Source organism: Lewinella sp. LCG006 (genome assembly GCF_040784935.1).
Taxonomy (GTDB): Bacteria; Bacteroidota; Bacteroidia; order Chitinophagales; family Saprospiraceae; genus Lewinella.
Genome location: NZ_CP160680.1, coordinates 7,008,137 through 7,027,181, shown reverse-complemented (window position 1 = coordinate 7,027,181; position 19,045 = coordinate 7,008,137). Strand labels below are relative to the sequence as shown.

16 protein-coding genes and 1 tRNA gene are annotated in these 19,045 nt (G+C 46.4%); 9 read left to right on the top strand and 8 right to left on the bottom strand.

Translation table 11 applies throughout. The annotated features are described in order from the left end of the window. Positions 1 to 27: 27 nt before the first annotated feature. Together AB0L18_RS25810 and AB0L18_RS25805 are read right to left on the bottom strand one after the other, a co-directional pair. The gene (locus tag AB0L18_RS25810) at positions 28 to 2,547 is read right to left on the bottom strand and encodes a T9SS type A sorting domain-containing protein (protein ID WP_367390207.1); all 2,520 of its coding nucleotides are present in this window, start codon (positions 2,545 to 2,547) and stop codon (positions 28 to 30) included. 178 nt (positions 2,548 to 2,725) lie between these two features. Further along, the gene (locus AB0L18_RS25805) at positions 2,726 to 4,555 is read right to left on the bottom strand and encodes a UbiD family decarboxylase (protein ID WP_367390206.1); all 1,830 of its coding nucleotides are present in this window, start codon (positions 4,553 to 4,555) and stop codon (positions 2,726 to 2,728) included. A 320-nt stretch (positions 4,556 to 4,875) separates the two neighbouring features. On the opposite strand from AB0L18_RS25805, the gene AB0L18_RS25800 reads away from it, so the two are divergent. The 3 genes from AB0L18_RS25800 to AB0L18_RS25790 all read left to right on the top strand — a co-directional run bounded on the left by AB0L18_RS25800 (position 4,876) and on the right by AB0L18_RS25790 (position 8,115). After that, positions 4,876 to 6,543, top strand: a complete 1,668-nt coding sequence (locus tag AB0L18_RS25800) for an IS1182 family transposase (RefSeq protein ID WP_367388502.1) — start codon at positions 4,876 to 4,878, stop codon at positions 6,541 to 6,543. A gap of 481 nt (positions 6,544 to 7,024) precedes the next feature. Then, positions 7,025 to 7,357 (top strand): PadR family transcriptional regulator, encoded by a 333-nt coding sequence (locus tag AB0L18_RS25795; protein WP_367390205.1) that lies wholly within the window; start codon positions 7,025 to 7,027, stop codon positions 7,355 to 7,357. Continuing rightward, positions 7,357 to 8,115 carry a M23 family metallopeptidase gene (locus AB0L18_RS25790; RefSeq protein ID WP_367390204.1) on the top strand — a complete coding sequence of 253 codons (759 nt, stop codon included), beginning with the start codon at positions 7,357 to 7,359 and terminating at the stop codon, positions 8,113 to 8,115. The genes AB0L18_RS25795 and AB0L18_RS25790 overlap by 1 nt, the downstream gene beginning before the upstream one ends. A gap of 235 nt (positions 8,116 to 8,350) precedes the next feature. Here AB0L18_RS25790 and rplT read toward each other — a convergent pair whose 3' ends face one another. From rplT to AB0L18_RS25770, 4 genes are all read right to left on the bottom strand, one after another. Beyond that, positions 8,351 to 8,698: a 50S ribosomal protein L20 gene (gene rplT / locus AB0L18_RS25785; RefSeq protein ID WP_367390203.1), complete on the bottom strand. Its 348-nt coding sequence runs from the start codon at positions 8,696 to 8,698 to the stop codon at positions 8,351 to 8,353. Positions 8,699 to 8,780: 82 nt separating this feature from the next. Then, complete coding sequence (gene rpmI, locus AB0L18_RS25780) at positions 8,781 to 8,975, bottom strand: 50S ribosomal protein L35 (RefSeq protein WP_367390202.1); 195 nt, start codon at positions 8,973 to 8,975, stop codon at positions 8,781 to 8,783. A gap of 68 nt (positions 8,976 to 9,043) precedes the next feature. Further along, a complete protein-coding gene (infC, locus tag AB0L18_RS25775) occupies positions 9,044 to 9,640 on the bottom strand; it encodes a translation initiation factor IF-3 (protein ID WP_367390201.1) in 597 nt (198 codons plus the stop codon). 85 nt (positions 9,641 to 9,725) lie between these two features. Next, positions 9,726 to 12,290 (bottom strand): ATP-dependent Clp protease ATP-binding subunit, encoded by a 2,565-nt coding sequence (locus AB0L18_RS25770; protein ID WP_367390200.1) that lies wholly within the window; start codon positions 12,288 to 12,290, stop codon positions 9,726 to 9,728. A gap of 347 nt (positions 12,291 to 12,637) precedes the next feature. Here AB0L18_RS25770 and AB0L18_RS25765 point away from each other — a divergent pair, with 347 nt between their 5' ends. The 6 genes from AB0L18_RS25765 to AB0L18_RS25740 all read left to right on the top strand — a co-directional run bounded on the left by AB0L18_RS25765 (position 12,638) and on the right by AB0L18_RS25740 (position 17,165). Beyond that, positions 12,638 to 13,036: an STAS domain-containing protein gene (locus tag AB0L18_RS25765; protein ID WP_367390199.1), complete on the top strand. Its 399-nt coding sequence runs from the start codon at positions 12,638 to 12,640 to the stop codon at positions 13,034 to 13,036. Positions 13,037 to 13,044: 8 nt separating this feature from the next. Then, on the top strand, positions 13,045 to 13,980 hold the full coding sequence (locus AB0L18_RS25760; RefSeq protein WP_367390198.1) for a ribonuclease Z: 936 nt from the start codon (positions 13,045 to 13,047) through the stop codon (positions 13,978 to 13,980). Further along, a complete protein-coding gene (dinB, locus tag AB0L18_RS25755; protein WP_367393191.1) occupies positions 13,961 to 15,085 on the top strand; it encodes a DNA polymerase IV in 1,125 nt (374 codons plus the stop codon). The genes AB0L18_RS25760 and dinB overlap by 20 nt, the downstream gene beginning before the upstream one ends. Positions 15,086 to 15,243: 158 nt before the next feature. Continuing rightward, a tRNA-Lys gene (locus AB0L18_RS25750) sits at positions 15,244 to 15,316 on the top strand. A gap of 246 nt (positions 15,317 to 15,562) precedes the next feature. Then, a complete protein-coding gene (locus AB0L18_RS25745; protein WP_367390197.1) occupies positions 15,563 to 16,738 on the top strand; it encodes a tyrosine-type recombinase/integrase in 1,176 nt (391 codons plus the stop codon). 163 nt (positions 16,739 to 16,901) lie between these two features. Then, entirely contained in the window at positions 16,902 to 17,165 is a 264-nt protein-coding gene (locus tag AB0L18_RS25740; RefSeq protein WP_367390196.1) for a hypothetical protein, read from the top strand. A 408-nt stretch (positions 17,166 to 17,573) separates the two neighbouring features. Here AB0L18_RS25740 and AB0L18_RS25735 read toward each other — a convergent pair whose 3' ends face one another. Together AB0L18_RS25735 and AB0L18_RS25730 are read right to left on the bottom strand one after the other, a co-directional pair. Continuing rightward, entirely contained in the window at positions 17,574 to 18,089 is a 516-nt protein-coding gene (locus tag AB0L18_RS25735) for a hypothetical protein (RefSeq protein WP_367390195.1), read from the bottom strand. Further along, positions 18,086 to 19,045, bottom strand: a complete 960-nt coding sequence (locus AB0L18_RS25730) for a hypothetical protein (protein ID WP_367390194.1) — start codon at positions 19,043 to 19,045, stop codon at positions 18,086 to 18,088. Before AB0L18_RS25730 ends, AB0L18_RS25735 begins: the two co-directional genes overlap by 4 nt.

Genomic DNA, 19,045 nt, shown 5'->3' with positions numbered 1-19,045 from the left:
TAGGTAGTAGAATCCTCGTTGACTCCGCTACTGTTTTACCATGTTTTGAGCTCCTAGATAACCCTTTTCCGACCAAGCAAGGACGAAGTACATTCCTGGTAATAATGCTTCAATATTAATGGGAGCTTTTCCAGAACTACTTCCACTACGAATTATCCTGCCATCCATGGTGACAATTTGATAGCGAAGGTTAGAAAAAGCTGACTCATCCTGATAAATAAGGCTTACCTGGGCTTGTGCTGGATTTGGGTAAAGCCTAAGCGGAGCTGATATTTCGTCTGTTACCTCCATCACCTCAGTGGGTATCCCCAACTTGTGAAACGCGTATTCTGTCAGGATAGGATCATTAAAGTCAAAGTAGATGCCTGCCCGGTTGTTGATGGTGGTACCCAAGGGTAGACCGGGTTGCATTTCAATATCGTAACGCACATAACCTTGTGAACCGATCACGTTGACGTTGCTATCGGGCAGTAAAATCTGTGGGAAAGTAAAGATCAAGATACTATCTTTTTCTACGGCCAATTGGTAGGGATGAGAAGAGACCCCAGGGCGGAGACTAGCGCTATTCAGTTCAGTGGGTAAAGTATCTCGAATGACAACTAGGAAAGCGGTGTCAGTACCGGTGTTTTGGAAGTTGATGGTGTACACCAGCGGGGTGTCGGGTGGGATAATATGATCTTCGCCCATTCCCAAGGGTTGAGCCTGCTTGTCATTTGGGTCATAGCTAGCGGTGGTTCTTACACATAGCTGATCGTCAGGATTGGGTATGCTATTGCCGTCGCATTCGAAATCGGTACTCAGCGTAGTTTGTAAACAAATGTCTATGCTCAAGGGAGTATCACAGTCCAGTAACACTCGGAATGAGGCTTGCTTGCAGCTTCCGGGAGAGATGTTGTAAAAAGGAAAGCTCCAATCGGTAAGTTCAATACCGGCAAAATTTTGGATACTCGTGATATATTGGACAACTTCTTCCGGGAAACTTATGGTTATTAAGGCGCTATCCAGTGGTACATTACTGTTATTACAAACCCTGATACTTAGGAAGTTGGAAAAGCAAGGCCGCATCCGGGGTAGTGAAATACTAGAGGATAATTGCGGGCACGGAATTTTTTGGCGCAGTAAGAAATCCTGTTCAACGAAAGAAAACTCTTCACTCAAAACGGTGGTTTGAGTAGGTGTGCACCCTTCCCAAAAACTAGTGTCTACCAACAACTCAGAGGTATAGGTGCCAGCCACTAAAGCAAAGGTCGCCTGTCCGGAGGAGTTGGTCGTATTGAAGTAAGTGTCGTTATTTCCCGTAACCTTTACGGTTAATCCGGGGATGGGAGTGGCTTCGTTATTGAGACAATCTTCGTTGATATCTTCAAAAGTGTTGATCCATAAAGGAAACCGTTTTTCGGTGTCGTTTTCGTTGATTTGCAGGGCTGCACTATGATTGTGATAGGCTTGTCCGGTCCAGAGGTAACGGTAAAAAGTTACGAAGAAAGCTTCCCCATCCAGAGAGAAAAGACTGGTCGTGCTGATCTCCGAAGCATCATCAAAAAAAACTTGTTCCCAGATTAAGTCGCCATCTATACTCAACTCGGCAGCCGCTACGCCGGAGAGTAGGGAGTAAACATCACCGACTACAATGACATTGCCACTATTTGTGAACTCCGTAAGTCGCAGGATAACATCTCCTTCCAAAGTAAGCGCGTGTTCCCACAGTTGTTCCCCATTGCTATCGTATCGGGCTATTGCACCAACGTAAAAGAGGAGATCGTCATCGAAGTAAGTACCAGCAGTAACTATATCCCCAGCAGGGAGTACTAGCAAGTCTTCCACGGAGCCAACCGTCTCAATGGTATTGAGCAAAACACCCGCTTGCGAGAGCACAAAAACACGATTGTATTCAGGTATGTAATAGTTACCATCTGCTGACTCAAAGGGCATTCCGTAGCGGAAATTGACGGCACCTGAGACTTCGGGGATTTCATAGCTCCAAAGCACTTCTCCTGTAGGAGTTAGTTTTAGGGCGTACTTGCGTTGTTGTCCACCAGGGGATAAGTTCATAAAGGCTCTGACCATGATATTCCCATCAGCGGTCGGGATAGCCTGAGTCATCTCCCCGTTCAAATCCTGCTCACTGTAATTGAGTTCCCAGAGTAACTCGCCACTGTTATTCAACCGCCAAAGTTTAGGGTGGCTGACAAAGGGAGGAGAAGACCAAGTATTTCCAATGACCAGAAAGGTACCATCGGTCAAAGTAATCATTCCTACACCGCGTTGATTCACGCTGGGGTCGGGATTGCGGTAGACTTGTTCCCAAATTAAATTCCCCTGCCGATCAAGTTTATGTAGCGTCATAGCGGAGGGAAGGAGGTAGCTAGAATCCCGTTTGATACCAGCCATCAACAAACTACCATCACCAGCATCCTGAATGGCCCACGACTCACCAATAGTGTAAGTATGGTCCCAGATTTGACTAAGTATGGACGTGTTTAGGCTACAGGAGAATAATAATGTGAAAAATAAGTAACTGTACGTTTTTGGGAAAGTGTGATTCATTGCGCGTCTAAAATTTGTTTATCGTATTCGAATTTTCGTTGAAAACCTGATTTTGTAGCATAACTGAATATGCTCACAGATAGACAAACATGATAAACAAAAGTCAGCCACTTTTAGCGAAGTGGACGCTTTTTAACACTCATTAATCACTGAAAAGGACGCTCTACGACAGTAATATTTACACCACCCCATACAAACTCCCCCCCTTCGCAAACAAACGATCTACCTTGGCACTCACCGCTGCATCGGGCACCAGCTCCGGCGCGTGGTGCGGCTTCGTACGGGCATCAATGATCAGCGGCCCGCGGCAGCCCCAGTGCTTGAACTCCGTAAAGGAGTCTACACCATAAATGTCATGGCTGGGGTTCGAGCGGGTGAAGGTCACCCAGAGGAAGTTGTTGAGCGTCGCTTGTACGAAGCTGGCATCGTCGCACAAAACAATCAAAGGCACGTTTTGCCATTGCTCTGCAGAGAGGTGATCGGCCAGCTGCTGGGCCTGGGTGTAGCTCTCCTTGCCGGTAAAAGCTGGCCCTTCAATGGCTACAATACCCGGCTGAGCCAGTTGCGGATTGCCAAAGCCTGTCGGTAAGGTAATCCCCGTTGGAAGTTCCGTAGCCAGCTCCCGCAGTTTAGGGCCACAACAAGCCATCACTACTTTCGAGCCTGCATTCCAGTCGGTACCTGAATAGTCGAGGGTATCAATGGTGGTTTTTGTATGGAAATGCAGGTCACGCGTCCAGTCTATACGCTCCAGCACGTGGCGGAAAAAGCCAGGCATATCGTGGGTCGTCACGGGGCCGTCGCCCTCCGCAGCGATAATCAGGTACTTGGAGAGCGAGGTTTGTCCCGAACCAATAATCCGGTTGGCTTGCGCCAAAATCTCCTCTGGTCGTCTTTCTCGGAACGGCATGTAGCGCTCAGATCCTACCGCGAGTAAAAGCGGGTGAACCCCTGCGGCATCTACTGCTTTGATCTCCTTGATGCCAGGAAACTCTTGCGGTGTAAGCAGCTTCACCAACTGGTGAATCAGGTGTCCAAAACTGGAATCTTCTTGTGGTGGTCGGCCTACCACTGAAAAGTGCCAGATGGCATCCTTTCTATGGTGTACTTTATGAACATCCATCACCGGAAAATCATGCTCCAGGCTATAATAGCCCAGGTGGTCGCCAAAAGGCCCTTCCGGTTTCTTCTCCCCTTTGCGGATAGTGCCCGTAATCACGAAATCTGCATCACCGGAAAGGAAGTAATCGTCTTCAAAAAGATAGCGAAAACGGCGGCCACCCAGCAGTCCTGCAAAGGTCAACTCGCTCAATCCTTCGGGCAGCGGCATGATGGCCGAAAAAGCGTGAGATGGCGCACCACCAACAAAAATAGAGCAACGGAACGGCTCTTCACTGGCATTGTACTGCGTGTGGTGCACCCCAATACCACGGTGCAGCTGGTAGTGGAGCCCTATTTCTTTGTTCAGTTCGTACGCGTTGCCACTCAGTTGTATACGGTACATACCAATGTTGCTTTGCATGGCCTTTTTACTGCCCGGAGGCAGGGTGAGCACTTGTGGCAAGGTTACAAATGCACCTCCATCCATGGGCCAACTTTTTACCAGCGGGAGCTGGTCGATGGTCGTGGTGCCGTATTGAATAGGTGCTTTGCCCAACCATTTTTTCATGGGCAGCGCTGTTAGCGCTGTAAAAGGCGCGGAGAGGTAACGCCCCGGTTTTTGGAGTAACCGAGTAGGGTCGGCCTTAAGTTCAATCACTTTTTGTACCCTTTCCATGGTGTGCCTGAACAACCACTCGGTACGCTCAAAGGTGCCGTAAAGATTCGACAAAGCCTGAAACGGACTGCCCTTGACACGTTCAAAAAGAATAGCTGGTCCCCCTTCATCGAAGATACGTCGGTGCACTTCCGCCATCTCCAAGTTGGGATCAACCTCCTCTTTTACACGTACCAATTTTCCGTGACGTTCTAAATCATTAGCGGCTTCCCGCAGGCTTTTGTAACTCATGGTTATTGAAAATCTGAATGGTCAAGCATATCAAAAGAATATACTCAAAGAAACCCCAAAGGTCGGTAAGGGTTGTGAAACTTTCAAAGTTTTTTGAAAATCCAAAGACCAGGTTGGGGGGTTTAGATATGTTGGGCCTGGTTTGGGCCATGCCGAACGGCAGCAGGCTCTGCTGAACGGAGCGGCACCCATTCTTTGTCCTTACGCTCCCGACGACTAGCAACTCCTGCTCGGGGTTGTGTAAAAAGCGCCAAATAGAAAAAGATATGAGCAGAGTGTTTTAACTTTAAGTTGAAGCCAAAAAGAAAAGCCCCCTGCTCATGTCAACAAAGATAACACAAAGAGAGAATATTCGCTTTAAAGCTTACACCCAAGACATTGTAATAGATCTTCCTTTACGGATCGAAGAGCTGGTAAAAGACAATGTTTTGGCGCAGATCATTAATAAGGTAATACAAGAAATAGAGATCAAAGAGTTGGAATGTTACTACAGTGGTATAGGTCGGCCTCCTTATCATCCTCGGATGTTACTTAAGGTATGGATTTATGGTTATTGTACCAAGGTGTATACGAGTCGTCCCTTAGCGAAGAAGTTAGGCGAAGATTTGGTTTTCATGTGGCTGTCTGGTGGTCAGCGTCCTTGTTTTAAAACACTGAGTGAATTTCGCTCCTGTCGAATGCAGGACTTGGTAGATACAGTCTTGAGCCAAGTGTTATTTTATTTGGTAGAGCAGGGCTATGTCAACTTGAGTGACTTGTATGTAGATGGCAGCAAGTGGGCTGCAAATGCCAATAAACATAAAATTGTCTGGCGCAAGAACACGGAACGCTATAAGGCCATGGTATTAGAGCGTATAGATAGCCTGCTAGAAGAGGTGCGGGAGTTGCAGCAAGCGGAGGATAATATTTATGGGACTAAGGATTTACTCCAGCGTCAAGAGGCCGAACAAATTTATCTGGTCTTGAACAGTGAAGACTTAGAGAGGCAGCTTCGTTACCTCAATGAAATTATAGCAGAACAAGGAGACAAAAAACGAAAACAATCTTTGGAAAGAATCCATCGTCATTTGTCAAAAGAACAAGTCAACTTAGATAAATACGAAGAGCAGGAATTGATCCTGGCGGGTCGTAACTCTTATTCTAAGACGGACGAAGATGCCACAGCCCTGCGCATGAAAGATGATCAATTGTTGCCTGGGTACAATATACAGATTACGACATCGGATCAATTTATTGTCAATGCTACGGTTCATCAGGGTGCTTCTGACAGCCCTACTTTGCCCCCTCATGTCCTACAACTAGAACAACGGGTGAGTGGACTGGTAGAATCGGATTGGAAGATGGATTATACGGCAGATGCCGGTTATGGCAGTGAAGAGAATTATAGTTTTTTAGCAGAAAAAGGCCATACGGCTTATGTGAAGTATCCGCTGTGGTACCAGGAAGTTACCGGCAAACTGGACAAACAACTTTTTAATACCACCAATTGGTATTATGATCCAGATCAGGATTATTACCAATGCCCCAATGAGAAGAAACTATTGTTCAGCCATGAGTTCACAAGTAAGAGCAACAATGGATATGAAAGTAGAACACGGGTTTATGAATCAGAAAGCTGTGCCCAATGTCCTTTTTATGAACAATGCCGAGGCCCAAATGCTAAACCGGGTACTCATCGAAGGGTGAAAAAGAGGGAGAAATTGGAGGCTTTTAAAAAAGAGGTCAAACAACGACTGGCATCAGAAAAAGGCTTAGAGAAACGATCCCAACGTGGTATCGATGTGGAAACGCCCTTTGCCAATATAAAACACAATATGGGACATCGTCGGTTCCTTCTCCGAGGCATCGACAAAGTCAATGTTGAGTTCCAGTTCCTAGCAATAGCTCACAATCTTAAGAAGGTTTATTGCCTTCAGACAGGGATCTGGGAGGATCACTATGTCCAAAGAGCAGCAAGAAGTGCTACTAAACACAAAAAAAGAGCTTAAAAACTCTTTTTTTGAACCTAAAAGGAAAAAATGCTAGTGAGAACTCTAAGGGAGGACTCACCAGCAGTGTTTTTCAAACAAAACAAGAAACGTCAGCCATCAGCCGATCAAAAGCCTGTTAAGCAACTTGAGGGCTTTTTACACAACCCCGTCATATCCTGCTGGTCTCCTGACCAGCGAGCATAACAGCCATTCTTCATAGCTTCCGCTGACGGAATGAACCCATCGCATTGAGCGTAGATCACTCCTTGCAAGGTGGTATAAATGCGTGAATGTATTTATACGAATGGCCTCTCGCGCTAGCAAATATGATAATTGTCCAAGTAAACACGTAGCCCAGAGGGCGAAGCGCACCGCATCCCGATTCATCTAGAGAGGGAGCACCAAGGATGGGAGCGGTGCATTGGACGATCTTCCAATAAAAGTGTTAAAATTCAAGCCAATTCTTTTTATACCTAAGATAATTATGCATCTTTGTATTATGTATTCAACAGAACTCTTTAAAGGTACCCTCAAAACGCTGATTTTGCACCTGCTGCAAGCAGAAGGCAGGATGTATGGTTACCAGATTACCCAACGGGTGAGAGCACTTACGGAGGGAGAATTAGAACTTACGGAAGGGGCACTCTATCCCACACTCCACAAGTTGGAAAAGGCGGGCTTGATCATCTCCGAAAAAGAAAAAGTAGGGGGGAGGGTGCGTAAATACTACTTGCTCAGTGATTTGGGCACGGCAAGTGCTACTGATTATGTAGATGAGTTTCGTGAATTTGTACTCACGATGAACCGCATCTTTAAGCTAAAGCTCGATTAATGGTGATACTGGATACAGAACAGACCAGGCAAGTAGCAGCTTTTTTGCAGCAATACCGAAAATTGACCAAGACCCAGCATACGGAATTATTGGATCATCTCTGTTGTGATATTGAACACACCATGGGAGAGGGGCAAAGCTTCGAGGAAGCTTTTACCCGCTGCCGGGAACGATGGAATGAAAGTGAAGTTGAAAAAATTCATTCATCCACCCAAAAAAGATTTACCATGGTAAAACTGATTGGCATTTTGCTCATAGGAATGAGCACACTTACCTTTTTTTCTCCCATTAATGGGACAACCGCTAAAGAGCTATCGCACAAAACAACGGAAGCTTCCACAACGGTTCCTACGACGGTGTACCAAGCACCTCCCTCTTTTTGTCCCCTTACCGCTGATTTTGAACTGACTTCTGAGTATGGGAATCGTATCCACCCCATCTACAAAAAAGAAGTCTTACACCGCGGAGTCGACTGGAAGGCTCCACTTGGATCGCCAGTTCTAGCGGCGGGCAGTGGCATTATTCTTGAAGCAGGAGCCAAAGACAAATACGGCAATTGTATCATTATCCTTCACGATGAAATCTACCAAACCCTTTATGCTCACTTAGACAATATTGATGTAAAGGTAGGAGAGCAGATTGTAGCTGGCCAGCAGATCGGAACGGTTGGAAATTCGGGATTATCTATGGGGACCCATCTCCATTATGAGGTGATCAAGAATGGCGTTCCCGTCAATCCGGCAGATTATCTGCCTTAATGTAAAAGAATAACTTCATTTTCATTCGCAGGGGGATTTGCCTGGTCAAATCCCCTTTTTTTGCGTGAGGTTTCGCTAACATTAAGACGCTGAAGGCTCCTTGTAGTCTGGGAACAAACATGAGCGGATGAGTCCCTTTACAAGACTTTCAGCAGAATGCTGAAAGTCTTGTAAACAGAAAACGCCACTGCGGTTGAACCACAGTGGCGTTTTATTATTCCAATCAGAAAGTAAACTACTTCTGAACTTTAGCAACAACCTCCTTGAATACATCAGGGTGGTTCATGGCCAAGTCGGCGAGTACCTTACGATTCAGATCGATATTACTCTCTTTCAGGGCGTGGATCAGACGGCTGTAAGACAGACCGTGCATACGTGCACCTGCGTTGATACGTGCAATCCACAGACGGCGGAAGGCGCGCTTCTTGTTTCTACGGTCACGGTAAGAATACTTCATGGCTTTATCCACGGCATTCTTCGCTACGGTATAAACATTTTTACGGGCGCCAAAGTATCCTTTAGCTGCCTTGAGAATTTTTTTGCGCCGACGACGTGAAGCGACGGCATTTACTGAACGTGGCATAGTTCGATTTTTTGTTCAGTGTAGAGGCTCTTCAGGCACTTATACCTACACTCTCGTGAAAAATCACTGAATTAATAATAAATTACTTACAAAGCATCCGCCGTACGCGGGGGCTGTCTGCGTCACTCACCAAAGCAGAATCACGTAGATTAAGCTTGGCTTTCTTGCTTTTGTTCCGCATCATGTGCGAAGTGTAAGCCTGAAAACGCTTGATTTTCCCTGATCCAGTCAACTTGAAGCGTTTCTTCGCGCTGGAATGGGTCTTCATTTTTGGCATAACAAAATTTGTTTTCTTTAAACGGTGCGCAAAGGTAGTGATCCTTTAGAAAGAAACCAAGAGATAGGCTATTTTTTGCCTTTTTTTGGTTGGATTATTACCGTCATCCGGCGACCTTCCATTTTTGGCAATGCTTCCGCAGCACCATGTTCTTCCAATTCTTTCAGAAAACGGAGTAGCAAAAGCTCTCCCCGATCTTTGAAAACAATGGTACGGCCACGGAAATGTACATAAGCTTTTACCTTAGAACCTTCCTCTAAAAATCGCTGAGCGTGGCGCAACTTGAATTCGAAATCATGCTCATCGGTGTTGGGACCGAAGCGAATTTCCTTCACTACGGTCTTCACAGCCTTGGACTTGATTTCCTTTTCGCGCTTTTTCTTCTCGTACAAGAATTTGTTGTAGTCAATGATTTTGACTACTGGCGGCTCAGCATTAGGAGAAATCTCCACTAAGTCGAGTTCTAGGCGCCGTGCCCAGTCAATGGCCTGACGGGTATTATAAATGCCCGGATCTACTTTACGGCCAGCTATTTCACTGACCTCCTCCAGGTTATCTCCTACTAATCGAACTTCCGGAATCCGGATTTGATCATTAACACGAAACTGGTCTTTTGGGTCTTCTCGTCGTTGGTTTCTGTTTTTTGAACCTCTTCTCTTTGCCAAATGATATTTAATTTAGTTAAAAATACAAATGAAAGCACGCTTTCCGGACAGTACCCGAAAGCGTGCTTACAAGATAGGACAATTTTTATTCTTCTACGTCAGAATTTACTTCTTCCGTAGTGAGGGTGATGTCCAAGCCATCCTCTTTTTCATTCATAACTGCCTCAAGGACAGCACCTGCAGCAGGGTTATTGGTTAAAATAAACTCTGCCAGTGGGTCTTCAATATACTTCTGAATTGCTCTTTGCAGGGGTCGTGCACCGAATTGAGGATCAAATCCTTTTTCAGCAACGAACTTCTTAGCTGCTTCCGACAATTGGAGCGTATATTCCATTCCCGCCAAGCGATCAAACAGATCTTTGAGCGTGATATTGATGATTTGAAAGATCTCATCCTGATCCAAACTGTTGAAGATGACTACGTCATCAATCCGGTTGAGAAACTCTGGAGAGAAGGTCCGTTTCAGCGCGTTTTGGATAACACTCTTACTGTGGGTCTCTGCAGCTTCTTCCCGAGCAGACGTTTTGAATCCAACACCTTGTCCGAAGTCTTTCAATTGGCGAACACCAATATTAGACGTCATAATGATCAGGGTATTCTTGAAGTCTACTTTGCGACCTAGTCCGTCCGTCAACTGCCCATCATCCAGTACCTGGAGGAGGATATTGTAAACATCAGGGTGTGCTTTTTCAATTTCATCGAGCAAGATCACCGAGTAAGGCTTGCGACGAACGCGCTCGGTAAGCTGCCCGCCTTCCTCGTAACCTACGTACCCCGGAGGCGCACCGATAAGCCGACTGACGGAGAACTTCTCCATGTACTCACTCATATCAATCCTTACCAGCGCATCATCGCTATCAAAAATGTAGCGAGCCAGTGATTTTGCCAATTCTGTCTTACCTACCCCGGTAGGACCGAGGAAAATAAAGGTACCAATAGGCTTCTTAGGATCTTTTAACCCAACGCGGTTACGCTGGATAGCTTTGGTAACTTTAGCAATGGCTTCGTCCTGCCCAATGATCACGTCGCGCAAGTCATTGGTCATACCTACAAGTTTCTTGCTTTCAGACTGTGCCACCCTACGTACGGGGATGCCTGTCATCATAGAAACAACTTCGGCAATATCTTCTTCCTCTACTGGATAGCGCTTGGTCTTCGCTTCTTCTTCCCAAGAAATTTTAGCCTGTTCCAGGTTGCGCCCCAGCTTGGATTCCTGGTCGCGCAAATCAGCAGCCTTTTCGTACTGTTGATTGCGAACGGCCTGGTTTTTCTGTTCTTTAACCTTCTCGATCTTGGCTTCCAATTCCTCTATGTGCTTGGGCACGTGGATATTTTTGAGGTGGGTACGAGCACCTACCTCATCCAAAACGTCGATAGCTTTATCTGGTAAGAAACGATCGGTAATATAGCGGTCACTCAGTTTAACACATGCTTTGATGGCATCGTCAGAGTAGATTACGTTGTGAAACTCCTCGTACTTTGGTTTGATGTTTTCCAGGATATGGATAGCTTCATCCGCACTTGGGGGATCGACCATTACTTTTTGGAATCGACGATCCAGGGCACCATCTTTCTCAATGTGTTGGCGGTATTCATCAAGGGTAGATGCACCAATACATTGCAATTCGCCTCGTGCTAGAGCAGGCTTGAAGATGTTGGAGGCATCCAGTGATCCAGTTGCACCACCGGCACCTACAATCGTATGGATTTCGTCGATGAACAGGATCACATCACGGCTCTTTTCGAGTTCGGTCATGATGGCCTTCATCCGCTCTTCAAACTGACCACGGTACTTGGTGCCTGCTACCAATGCCGCGAGGTCAAGCATAACGATCCGCTTGTTGAAAAGGGTCCGGGATACTTTTTTCTGCTGAATGCGCAAGGCTAGGCCTTCTACAATCGCGGTCTTACCAACACCGGGTTCACCGATGAGGATAGGATTGTTCTTTTTACGGCGGCTAAGAATCTGGCTGACGCGCTCAATTTCGTTTTCCCGACCAATGATGGGATCTAGTTTGCCTTCATCAGCTAATTTTGTGATATCGCGACCAAAATTATCGAGCACTGGCGTGCGGGATTTGGTTGCGCCTTTGCCGCGTTGCTGATAAGCACCACCACGGCCTTCTTCTTCCTCGTATGGCTCCTCTTGGTCACCCGAAGCACGGGTGTAAGGGTCGGTACCACTGGTGAAATCTTGTTCTTGCTTCACGTATTCTAATTCTGCTTTGAATAAATCGTAATCTACGTCGTACTGACGCATGATTTTTGAAGCGGGGTTATCCTTGTCTTTAAGAATAGAAAGGAGTAGATGCTCGGGGCTAATTTCTTCGCTTTTAAGCATTTTCGCTTCCAAAAATGTCACTTTAAGTACTTTTTCTGCCTGTTTATTGAGGGGCAGGTTGCCCACATTCAGACCCGTATTCCCAGAACTAGGGATACGGTGTATGCTTTCCACAACGGAGTTGCGCAACTCGCCGGGGTCCACTTCCAAAGATTCTAGTACCCGCAGTGCTAAATTGTCGTTGTCAGTCAAGAGACCCAGCAACAAATGCTCGGTGCCAATAAAGCCATGCCCTAGCTTGACCGCTTCACTGCGGCTGCGGGAGATGACTTGCTTGACTTGGGGTGAAAATCTGCGGTTATTATTCATATCGTTTGCTCGCTTTATCTTAGGACTGTTCAAGGATTATGGTGAACAATAATAGGACTCTTCTGGTAGAAAACAAAGTTTGTCTTGATGAAGTTTCATCCTTTGTATCCTTTTTTTCCGAAGCCCGTTCTGGCGAAATCAATGCGCCAGGAATGACTACCTAACAGAAAAAATGGTGCCACGTTTAAAATTTATCCAAATATCTGCCAATTCGGCGGTAAAAAGATCGGCTACTTGACAGATTAACATAAACTTAATTGACTGTAGCTATTGGCAGGCAGTTTTTTCTTGCTTACATTTGCGTCTTGCGGTTTCACCAAGATGCCGTATTAGCAAAGTTCAGCTTAATGAAGTACAGCATAGACAAAAAAGAAAAGTACGCCGTTTTTCAACTTGCAGAAGAGAACCTCAACTCTATTCTAGCACCACAGTTGAAGTCGGAATTAGTCATTTTCGCAAACGAAGGAGTGCGTAACCTGATTTTCGATCTCTCACAGGTGCAGTATGTTGATTCTTCTGGCCTAAGTGCCATCCTGACAGCCAATCGCTTGTGGAAACCACTAGGGTCGTTCATCTTAACGGGTGTGACACATCCAAGTGTGAAGAAATTAATTGAAATTTCCCGCCTCGATTCGGTTCTTTCCATCATCCCTACGGTTGAAGAATCCATCGAGTTTGTTTTCATGGAAGAATTGGAAAGAGAAATCAACGCGGAAGATGGCGACCAGGCACCTGCTGATCACTAATCTATAGCATGGATTTTAAGCTAACGACCCTGGGCACTTCCGCTGCTGGCCCTATTCCAGGGCGTTGGGCGAGCGGACAATATCTGAAAACTGGTACAACCGGGTTGTTGATAGATTGTGGCGAAGGTCTACAGATTGCCCTCCAGCAACATGGTTTGGGCTGGAGTAGTATTGATGTTATCCTCATTTCACATCTCCACGGTGATCATATTTATGGCTTACCTGGTTTGCTTACTTCCTGGGGATTATATCAGCGGAATACGCCTCTAACGATTATTGGGCCTGCAGATTTAGCGCCCTACCTCGATGCTGTTTTTGGCTACAGCCATACGCGCATGCCTTATCCCGTGCACTATATTTTTGTAGATGCCAATGTAGATAGGACGCTGGTGTACGAAGACGAATGTATTGAAGTCTACACGCTTCCCTTGTCGCACCGTATCCCTACAGTAGGTTATCTGGTCCAAGAAAAAGAACGTCCTCGAACCATTCTGGGGACGGCCATCAAGGAATATCAAATTCCTTATAAAGAGATTCCTGCGATCAAATCAGGAGCTGACTACCAGGCCGCCTCGGGAGAAGTTATTCCTAATGCTTTACTAACGCATGATCCACCACCTATTCGGTCGTTTGTTTACGCGAGTGACACGCGTCCCAATCCGGATTTACTACCTTATATAAAAGGTGTGGATATTTTGTTTCACGAAGCGACCTTTCTACATGAATTAGCCGACCAGGCCGATCTTTCAGGACATTCTACGGCCAGGCAAGCGGCAGAGATGGCCAGACAGGCTCAAGTCAAGCAATTGATAATCGGGCATTTCTCTCCCCGCTACGGCGATCTGCGCCCATTATTGGCTGAAGCTCAGTCTATTTTCCCCAATACCGCCTTGGCAAAAGAAGGCAAGGTATTTGAAGTACCTTATGGTGGGCGTACAATTTAACAGTAATCCTCTGCGATTGGATACCTCACGGAAAATAATACACATCGACATGGACGCCTTTTACGCGTCGGTTGAGCAGCGGGATGATCCGTCACTGCGGGGCAAGCCTATTGCGGTGGGTGGTGGTGGTTTACGTGGCGTAGTGGCGGCTGCTAGTTATGAGGCCCGGCGCTATGGAGTACGCTCAGCCATGCCCAGTGTAACGGCCCAACGCTTATGTCCTTCCTTGATTTTTGTTCGTCATCGTTTTGATGTATATAAGGAGGTATCCAATCAGATCCGGGCAATTTTTTACGAATATACTGACCTGGTAGAGCCGCTTTCGCTGGATGAGGCTTATTTGGATGTAACGGAGCCAAAATTAGGTCCCCATTCTGCTACCTTGATTGCTGAGGCCATACGGGCAAAAATTCTCACACAAACGCAACTGACGGCATCGGCGGGGATTTCTTATTGCAAGTTTCTGGCCAAGGTGGCTTCTGATATCAACAAACCCGATGGGATGAAAGTCATCTTGCCAGAAGAAGCCTGGGATTTTCTGGGGGAGCTACCTATTGAAAAATTCCACGGCATCGGCAAAGTCACGGCGGGTAAGTTACAGCGGATGGGCATCCGAACCGGCGCGCATTTGCGGGAGTTGTCGGAGATACAGCTGGTCAAGCGCTTTGGTAAGGCTGGTCGCCATTATTACCGTATTGTGCGAGGCCAGGATGAACGCCCGGTGAATCCCAACCGGATTCGGAAGTCCATCGGGGCGGAACGCACCTTTTCCGAAAACCTAAAGGAAGTGGCCACAATGAAAGAAAAGCTGGCCTACCTGACGGAAACGGTCTACAATTACATGAAAAAGACCCACAATTTCGGGCGTACCGTCACCTTGAAAATGAAGACTCCCGATTTTCAAATCCACACCCGCTCGCGCTCTTTCAATAGCGAAGTACGTAAACTATCCGAGCTGCGCAAAGTCATATTCACCCTTTTGGAAGAAAACATCGTCGAGGTAGCAGAGGTACGCCTCTTAGGAATGTCGGTCTCCAACTTGGAACGTGAGCAAGAAGGCGAAGGGGTTCAGTTGTTGTTGGAGTTTCCGGAGGAGGAAGAGTAGAGGAAGAGATATAATAAAACAGAGACAAATAATTTTTTTTTCCTTTTGTTACTTGATTATTAACTCGTTACGATTTTTCCAAAAAAATGTTGCTGATTTTCTTGTTTAAAAGGAGATAAGCGTCGTATATTTGCGTCGCCTTAGGAAACAAGGGCACTGGTTCGGTAGCTCAGTTGGTAGAGCAATACACTTTTAATGTATGGGTCCTGGGTTCGAATCCCAGCCGAGCCACTCTCAAAAAAAGCTTATTCTGGTTCTCAGAATGAGCTTTTTTTTGTTTTTGACCTTCCTTTTTTCTCTTTTTCCTTGTTTATCAATGATTTGTGAACAGTAGCCATGTTGCCCAGGGAGGGCCTTTTCTGGCTTATTTAGAAACACAAAAAGTTTGTAAATAATTTTTTACTTCTTTAATGTTTTTAAAATTCCTATTTTTGTCCAGTCTTCTCCTAAATAGTTCTAAAAAGGAAATTGGCCATTATGAATTTTAGAAACCTACTTTGGACGTATGCTCCTCGCCGCGACGGAAGTTGTGACATCAAGCTTTACATCAGTCACCTGGGCAAAAAGAAATATTTATCCACCGGCCTGAAGGTAAAACCTGAACAATGGGACGACAGTAGGGGAGTGGTCCGCAAAAATCATCCCCTGTCCACGCGCTACAACGCCAAGATCAACCGCCTGCGCCTCGACATCGAGAAACACTTCCTCGATGGTGGCAAGTGGTCTAACCTCTTCAAGGAGGGCAAGACAACGAATCTGATTGACTTTATCGGGACTATCATCCAGGAAGGGAAGTCAGGCCTGTTGCCGCTTTCTAAAGGCACCCTGAAGAATTACCAATCGTGCCTCACCCGCCTGGAGCAGTTTAAAAGCAGCTACGGCATCGAAGCCGAGCTGGAAACCATGGACCTGGCCTTTTACAACGAGTTCACGACCTTTCTCTCCTCACACTGCGATTGTGGTCTGCCGGGCATCAATAAGCACGTGAAGATCCTTAAAAGGGTCATGAACATGGGCCTGGAACGCGGCCTCCACAACAACCGCACCCACCAGGAAACCGGATTCCGTCGTCACCGCGTTGGCGATAGCCAGAAAATCTTCCTCACCGAAGCCGAAATCCACAAACTCGAAAACTTCGACCTCAGTGATCGCCCCTTCCTGGAGAAAGAGCTCGACCGCTGGCTGGTGGCCTACCACTTCATCATGCGCTTCTCCGATCTGGTGCAAATCTCCAAACTCAACCTCCACCGCATCGACGACCGGCTCTACTTCAAATACCGCAGCGAAAAGACCAACAAAGAGGCCACCATCCCCGTCAAGCAACGCGCCCTCGACCTCCTCGAAAAGCACAACTTCGACTTCAGCTGGGGCAGCAACCCCCAGGCCAACCGCAACATCAAAACCGCCGTCTCCCTCGCGGGCCTCAACGAAGTCGTCCAGGAAGGTAATCGCTCGGCCCCCAAAAGCGCCTTTGTCACCATGCACACCGCCCGCCGGAGTGCCGCCACCAACCTCCACCTCAGCGGCCAGTTCAGCGTCAAAACGATCGCTGACCTTGGCGGTTGGGATAGTATCAAGACCTTACAAATCTATCTAAGGAGTAGCAATTTGGATAGCGCGAAGTTGGCGGGGCGGAGTGAGTATTTTTTGTGAGAATATCAATTCGCCGACCATCGACTGGAGGGTAGCACGGAGCAGTATCAAAGTAATCGGGAGGATGAGCTAAATCGGCTATTACGAAATATCACCCGTTGAAATGAATTTTTTCATCATAAAAACCGTTAACTTTATGGAAGCAGAAACAATACCAAAGATTATGAGTACCACTGACATGCGCAAAGAAAGCCACCAAATCCTGGATCGGATAGATGAACGCTTTTTGGCAGCTGTGCATGCTTTGTTACAGACTTACGATCAGCAAGATGACAGTGAGGAAGTGATTGGTTATAACGTTGGCACTAATGAACCACTTCTTGCCAGCGAAGCGGACGATGTCTTTGAGGCTATTGTTGAAGATGTGAAAAAAGGTAACTACATGGAAGTAGATGACCTGATCGCGCAAAAGTCTGCTCGATGGTGAAACAGATGCTATTGTTATCGTCATTGAACTGGTACACGATAATATGTCAATGAAACGGTTAGGGAAAATTCTTCCATAGTTCCGACCCGCTTCAGTCTAACAGCAACGTAGGGGTTCGGTGAGCCTACTCGTTTTAGGGTCTATGCCGACTTATCCCGAACCCTGTCGAGCTCATCATGAGGTCAAAGAACATCCTCTGGTTAGCTTTTTTGATAGACTATCAGGCAATGCACATCGCCCGCCGAAGCGCCTCCACTAACCTCCACCTCAGCGGCCAATTCAGCGTCAAAACGATTGCTGACCTTGGCGGCTGGGATAGTATTAAGACCTTAGAGATCTATCTTAGGAGGAGCAATTTGGATAGTGCGAAGTTGGCGGGTCAGAATGCGTATTTCTTGCAATCTTATTTCACTGACCTTTTCGATAAAAAACAAAAGAGTCACCTTCTTTTAGGATGACTACGGAATCTCTACTCATTGCCACCACTCGAATTCCTTCTTTTTCCTCGTCCAAGCGATAGGTGATGCCTTTGCCATTGAGCTGTAAGCGAACACGCGTAACTTCGCTGTTATTGATGGAATAGCCTTGATAGATCAGTTTTGGTGGGGAGATCACTTTGGGTTGCTCCTCCAAAATGGAGGGAGTAGAGGAAGATGGGTTTTTCTTTGTAGAAGCGGGTACTGTTCTCTGACCTGACTTAGCACTTCTGGTGGAGGTTTTACCCGTAAATGGATCGGGATAAGCTAAGGACAGGGAGAAGGTGTCCGGCACTAACACTGCTTCTGCTGGTGAGTAATCCCGGTTGGTGTAAAGTGGCTGATCTTCATCTTTGCCCAAATAAGCCCACACCTGGTAAACAATTGCTCCCCAGATGATGGCTACTAAAGTGAAGAGTAAATACTGTATCGGCTTTGAATTCTTCATTCCACAATGAATTTTCGACTTGCAGATAGATCGGAAAGGTTACCAGCGGCATCCACTGAACGTAATAGCCAGTAATAGTCGCCAGGTGCAAAGTTCATGCTCTGATCGTCTAAGTCAGTATTGCCCATAAGACTGACCTTTTTGAAAAAGAGACTATCCAGGAAACTGTCGGCAAAAATATAGAGGGTATCGCGTTGGCTGTCATTACTGCTCTGCCAACTAAAGTCGGGGCTTTGGGCACTGAAGAGCAGGGTGTCATTTTCAATTGGTAAGTTCAGGACGGGTGATGGAGGAGGCGTTAAGTCGATGGTGAAATTTCGAGTACTGTAATTGGTGAAACTATTTGAAATTTCACTTTCTGCACGAACCCGCCAGTAGTATTGGTTTTCCTCAAAGTCGTCTAAGGAAATTGAGGTGTTGGGGAGTAGGCTATCCTGGATCAGCGTGCTGAAGTCAGCATTTGTGCTGAGCTGAAAGCGATAGTTGGTAGCTGCTGCGAGTGGCAACCATTCCCAATAAACATTACCATCTCCAACGCTCGCATTGTCGGAGGGAAGAAGCAGAGATACCGTTTGCAAACTGAGATCAGCACTCGCGTTACTTTGCAACTGAAAACTCCATTCCTGGCAACAGGCGGAAGCATACGCTTCGTTAAAAGCGACTACCCTCCATTCATAATTTCCAGGTGTGAGCATTACGGTTAGATTGCGGGCTGTGGTTATGCTGTCGATCACCAGTGTCTGAATATTTTCAAAATCCGGGGTTGCTATTTCTATCTGGTAATCAATAGCATCAGGGAGGTATTCCCAGCTTAAGGTAACCGTTGAGCCAATCAGTTGGCCCCCATCCTGTGGAGCCCGAAGCAACACTTGCTCGTCTGAAATGTCAGGAATGATAACATCTGAACAATGCCAGAATAAACAAGTGGTCAGTAAGATCAGAAAGAGGTATTTCAT

Excerpts from the sequence above, each read along its gene's own strand:
- AB0L18_RS25810 (WP_367390207.1), bottom strand. The coding sequence starts at position 2,547 with ATGAATCACACTTTCCCAAAAACGTACAGTTACTTATTTTTCACATTA.
- AB0L18_RS25805 (WP_367390206.1), bottom strand. The coding sequence starts at position 4,555 with ATGAGTTACAAAAGCCTGCGGGAAGCCGCTAATGATTTAGAACGTCAC.
- AB0L18_RS25800 (WP_367388502.1), top strand. The coding sequence starts at position 4,876 with ATGTCAACAAAGATAACACAAAGAGAGAATATTCGCTTTAAAGCTTAC.
- AB0L18_RS25795 (WP_367390205.1), top strand. The coding sequence starts at position 7,025 with ATGTATTCAACAGAACTCTTTAAAGGTACCCTCAAAACGCTGATTTTG.
- AB0L18_RS25790 (WP_367390204.1), top strand. The coding sequence starts at position 7,357 with ATGGTGATACTGGATACAGAACAGACCAGGCAAGTAGCAGCTTTTTTG.
- rplT (WP_367390203.1), bottom strand. The coding sequence starts at position 8,698 with ATGCCACGTTCAGTAAATGCCGTCGCTTCACGTCGTCGGCGCAAAAAA.
- rpmI (WP_367390202.1), bottom strand. The coding sequence starts at position 8,975 with ATGCCAAAAATGAAGACCCATTCCAGCGCGAAGAAACGCTTCAAGTTG.
- AB0L18_RS25770 (WP_367390200.1), bottom strand. The coding sequence starts at position 12,290 with ATGAATAATAACCGCAGATTTTCACCCCAAGTCAAGCAAGTCATCTCC.
- AB0L18_RS25765 (WP_367390199.1), top strand. The coding sequence starts at position 12,638 with ATGAAGTACAGCATAGACAAAAAAGAAAAGTACGCCGTTTTTCAACTT.
- AB0L18_RS25760 (WP_367390198.1), top strand. The coding sequence starts at position 13,045 with ATGGATTTTAAGCTAACGACCCTGGGCACTTCCGCTGCTGGCCCTATT.
- dinB (WP_367393191.1), top strand. The coding sequence starts at position 13,961 with ATGGTGGGCGTACAATTTAACAGTAATCCTCTGCGATTGGATACCTCA.
- AB0L18_RS25745 (WP_367390197.1), top strand. The coding sequence starts at position 15,563 with ATGAATTTTAGAAACCTACTTTGGACGTATGCTCCTCGCCGCGACGGA.
- AB0L18_RS25740 (WP_367390196.1), top strand. The coding sequence starts at position 16,902 with ATGAGTACCACTGACATGCGCAAAGAAAGCCACCAAATCCTGGATCGG.
- AB0L18_RS25735 (WP_367390195.1), bottom strand. The coding sequence starts at position 18,089 with ATGAAGAATTCAAAGCCGATACAGTATTTACTCTTCACTTTAGTAGCC.
- AB0L18_RS25730 (WP_367390194.1), bottom strand. The coding sequence starts at position 19,045 with ATGAAATACCTCTTTCTGATCTTACTGACCACTTGTTTATTCTGGCAT.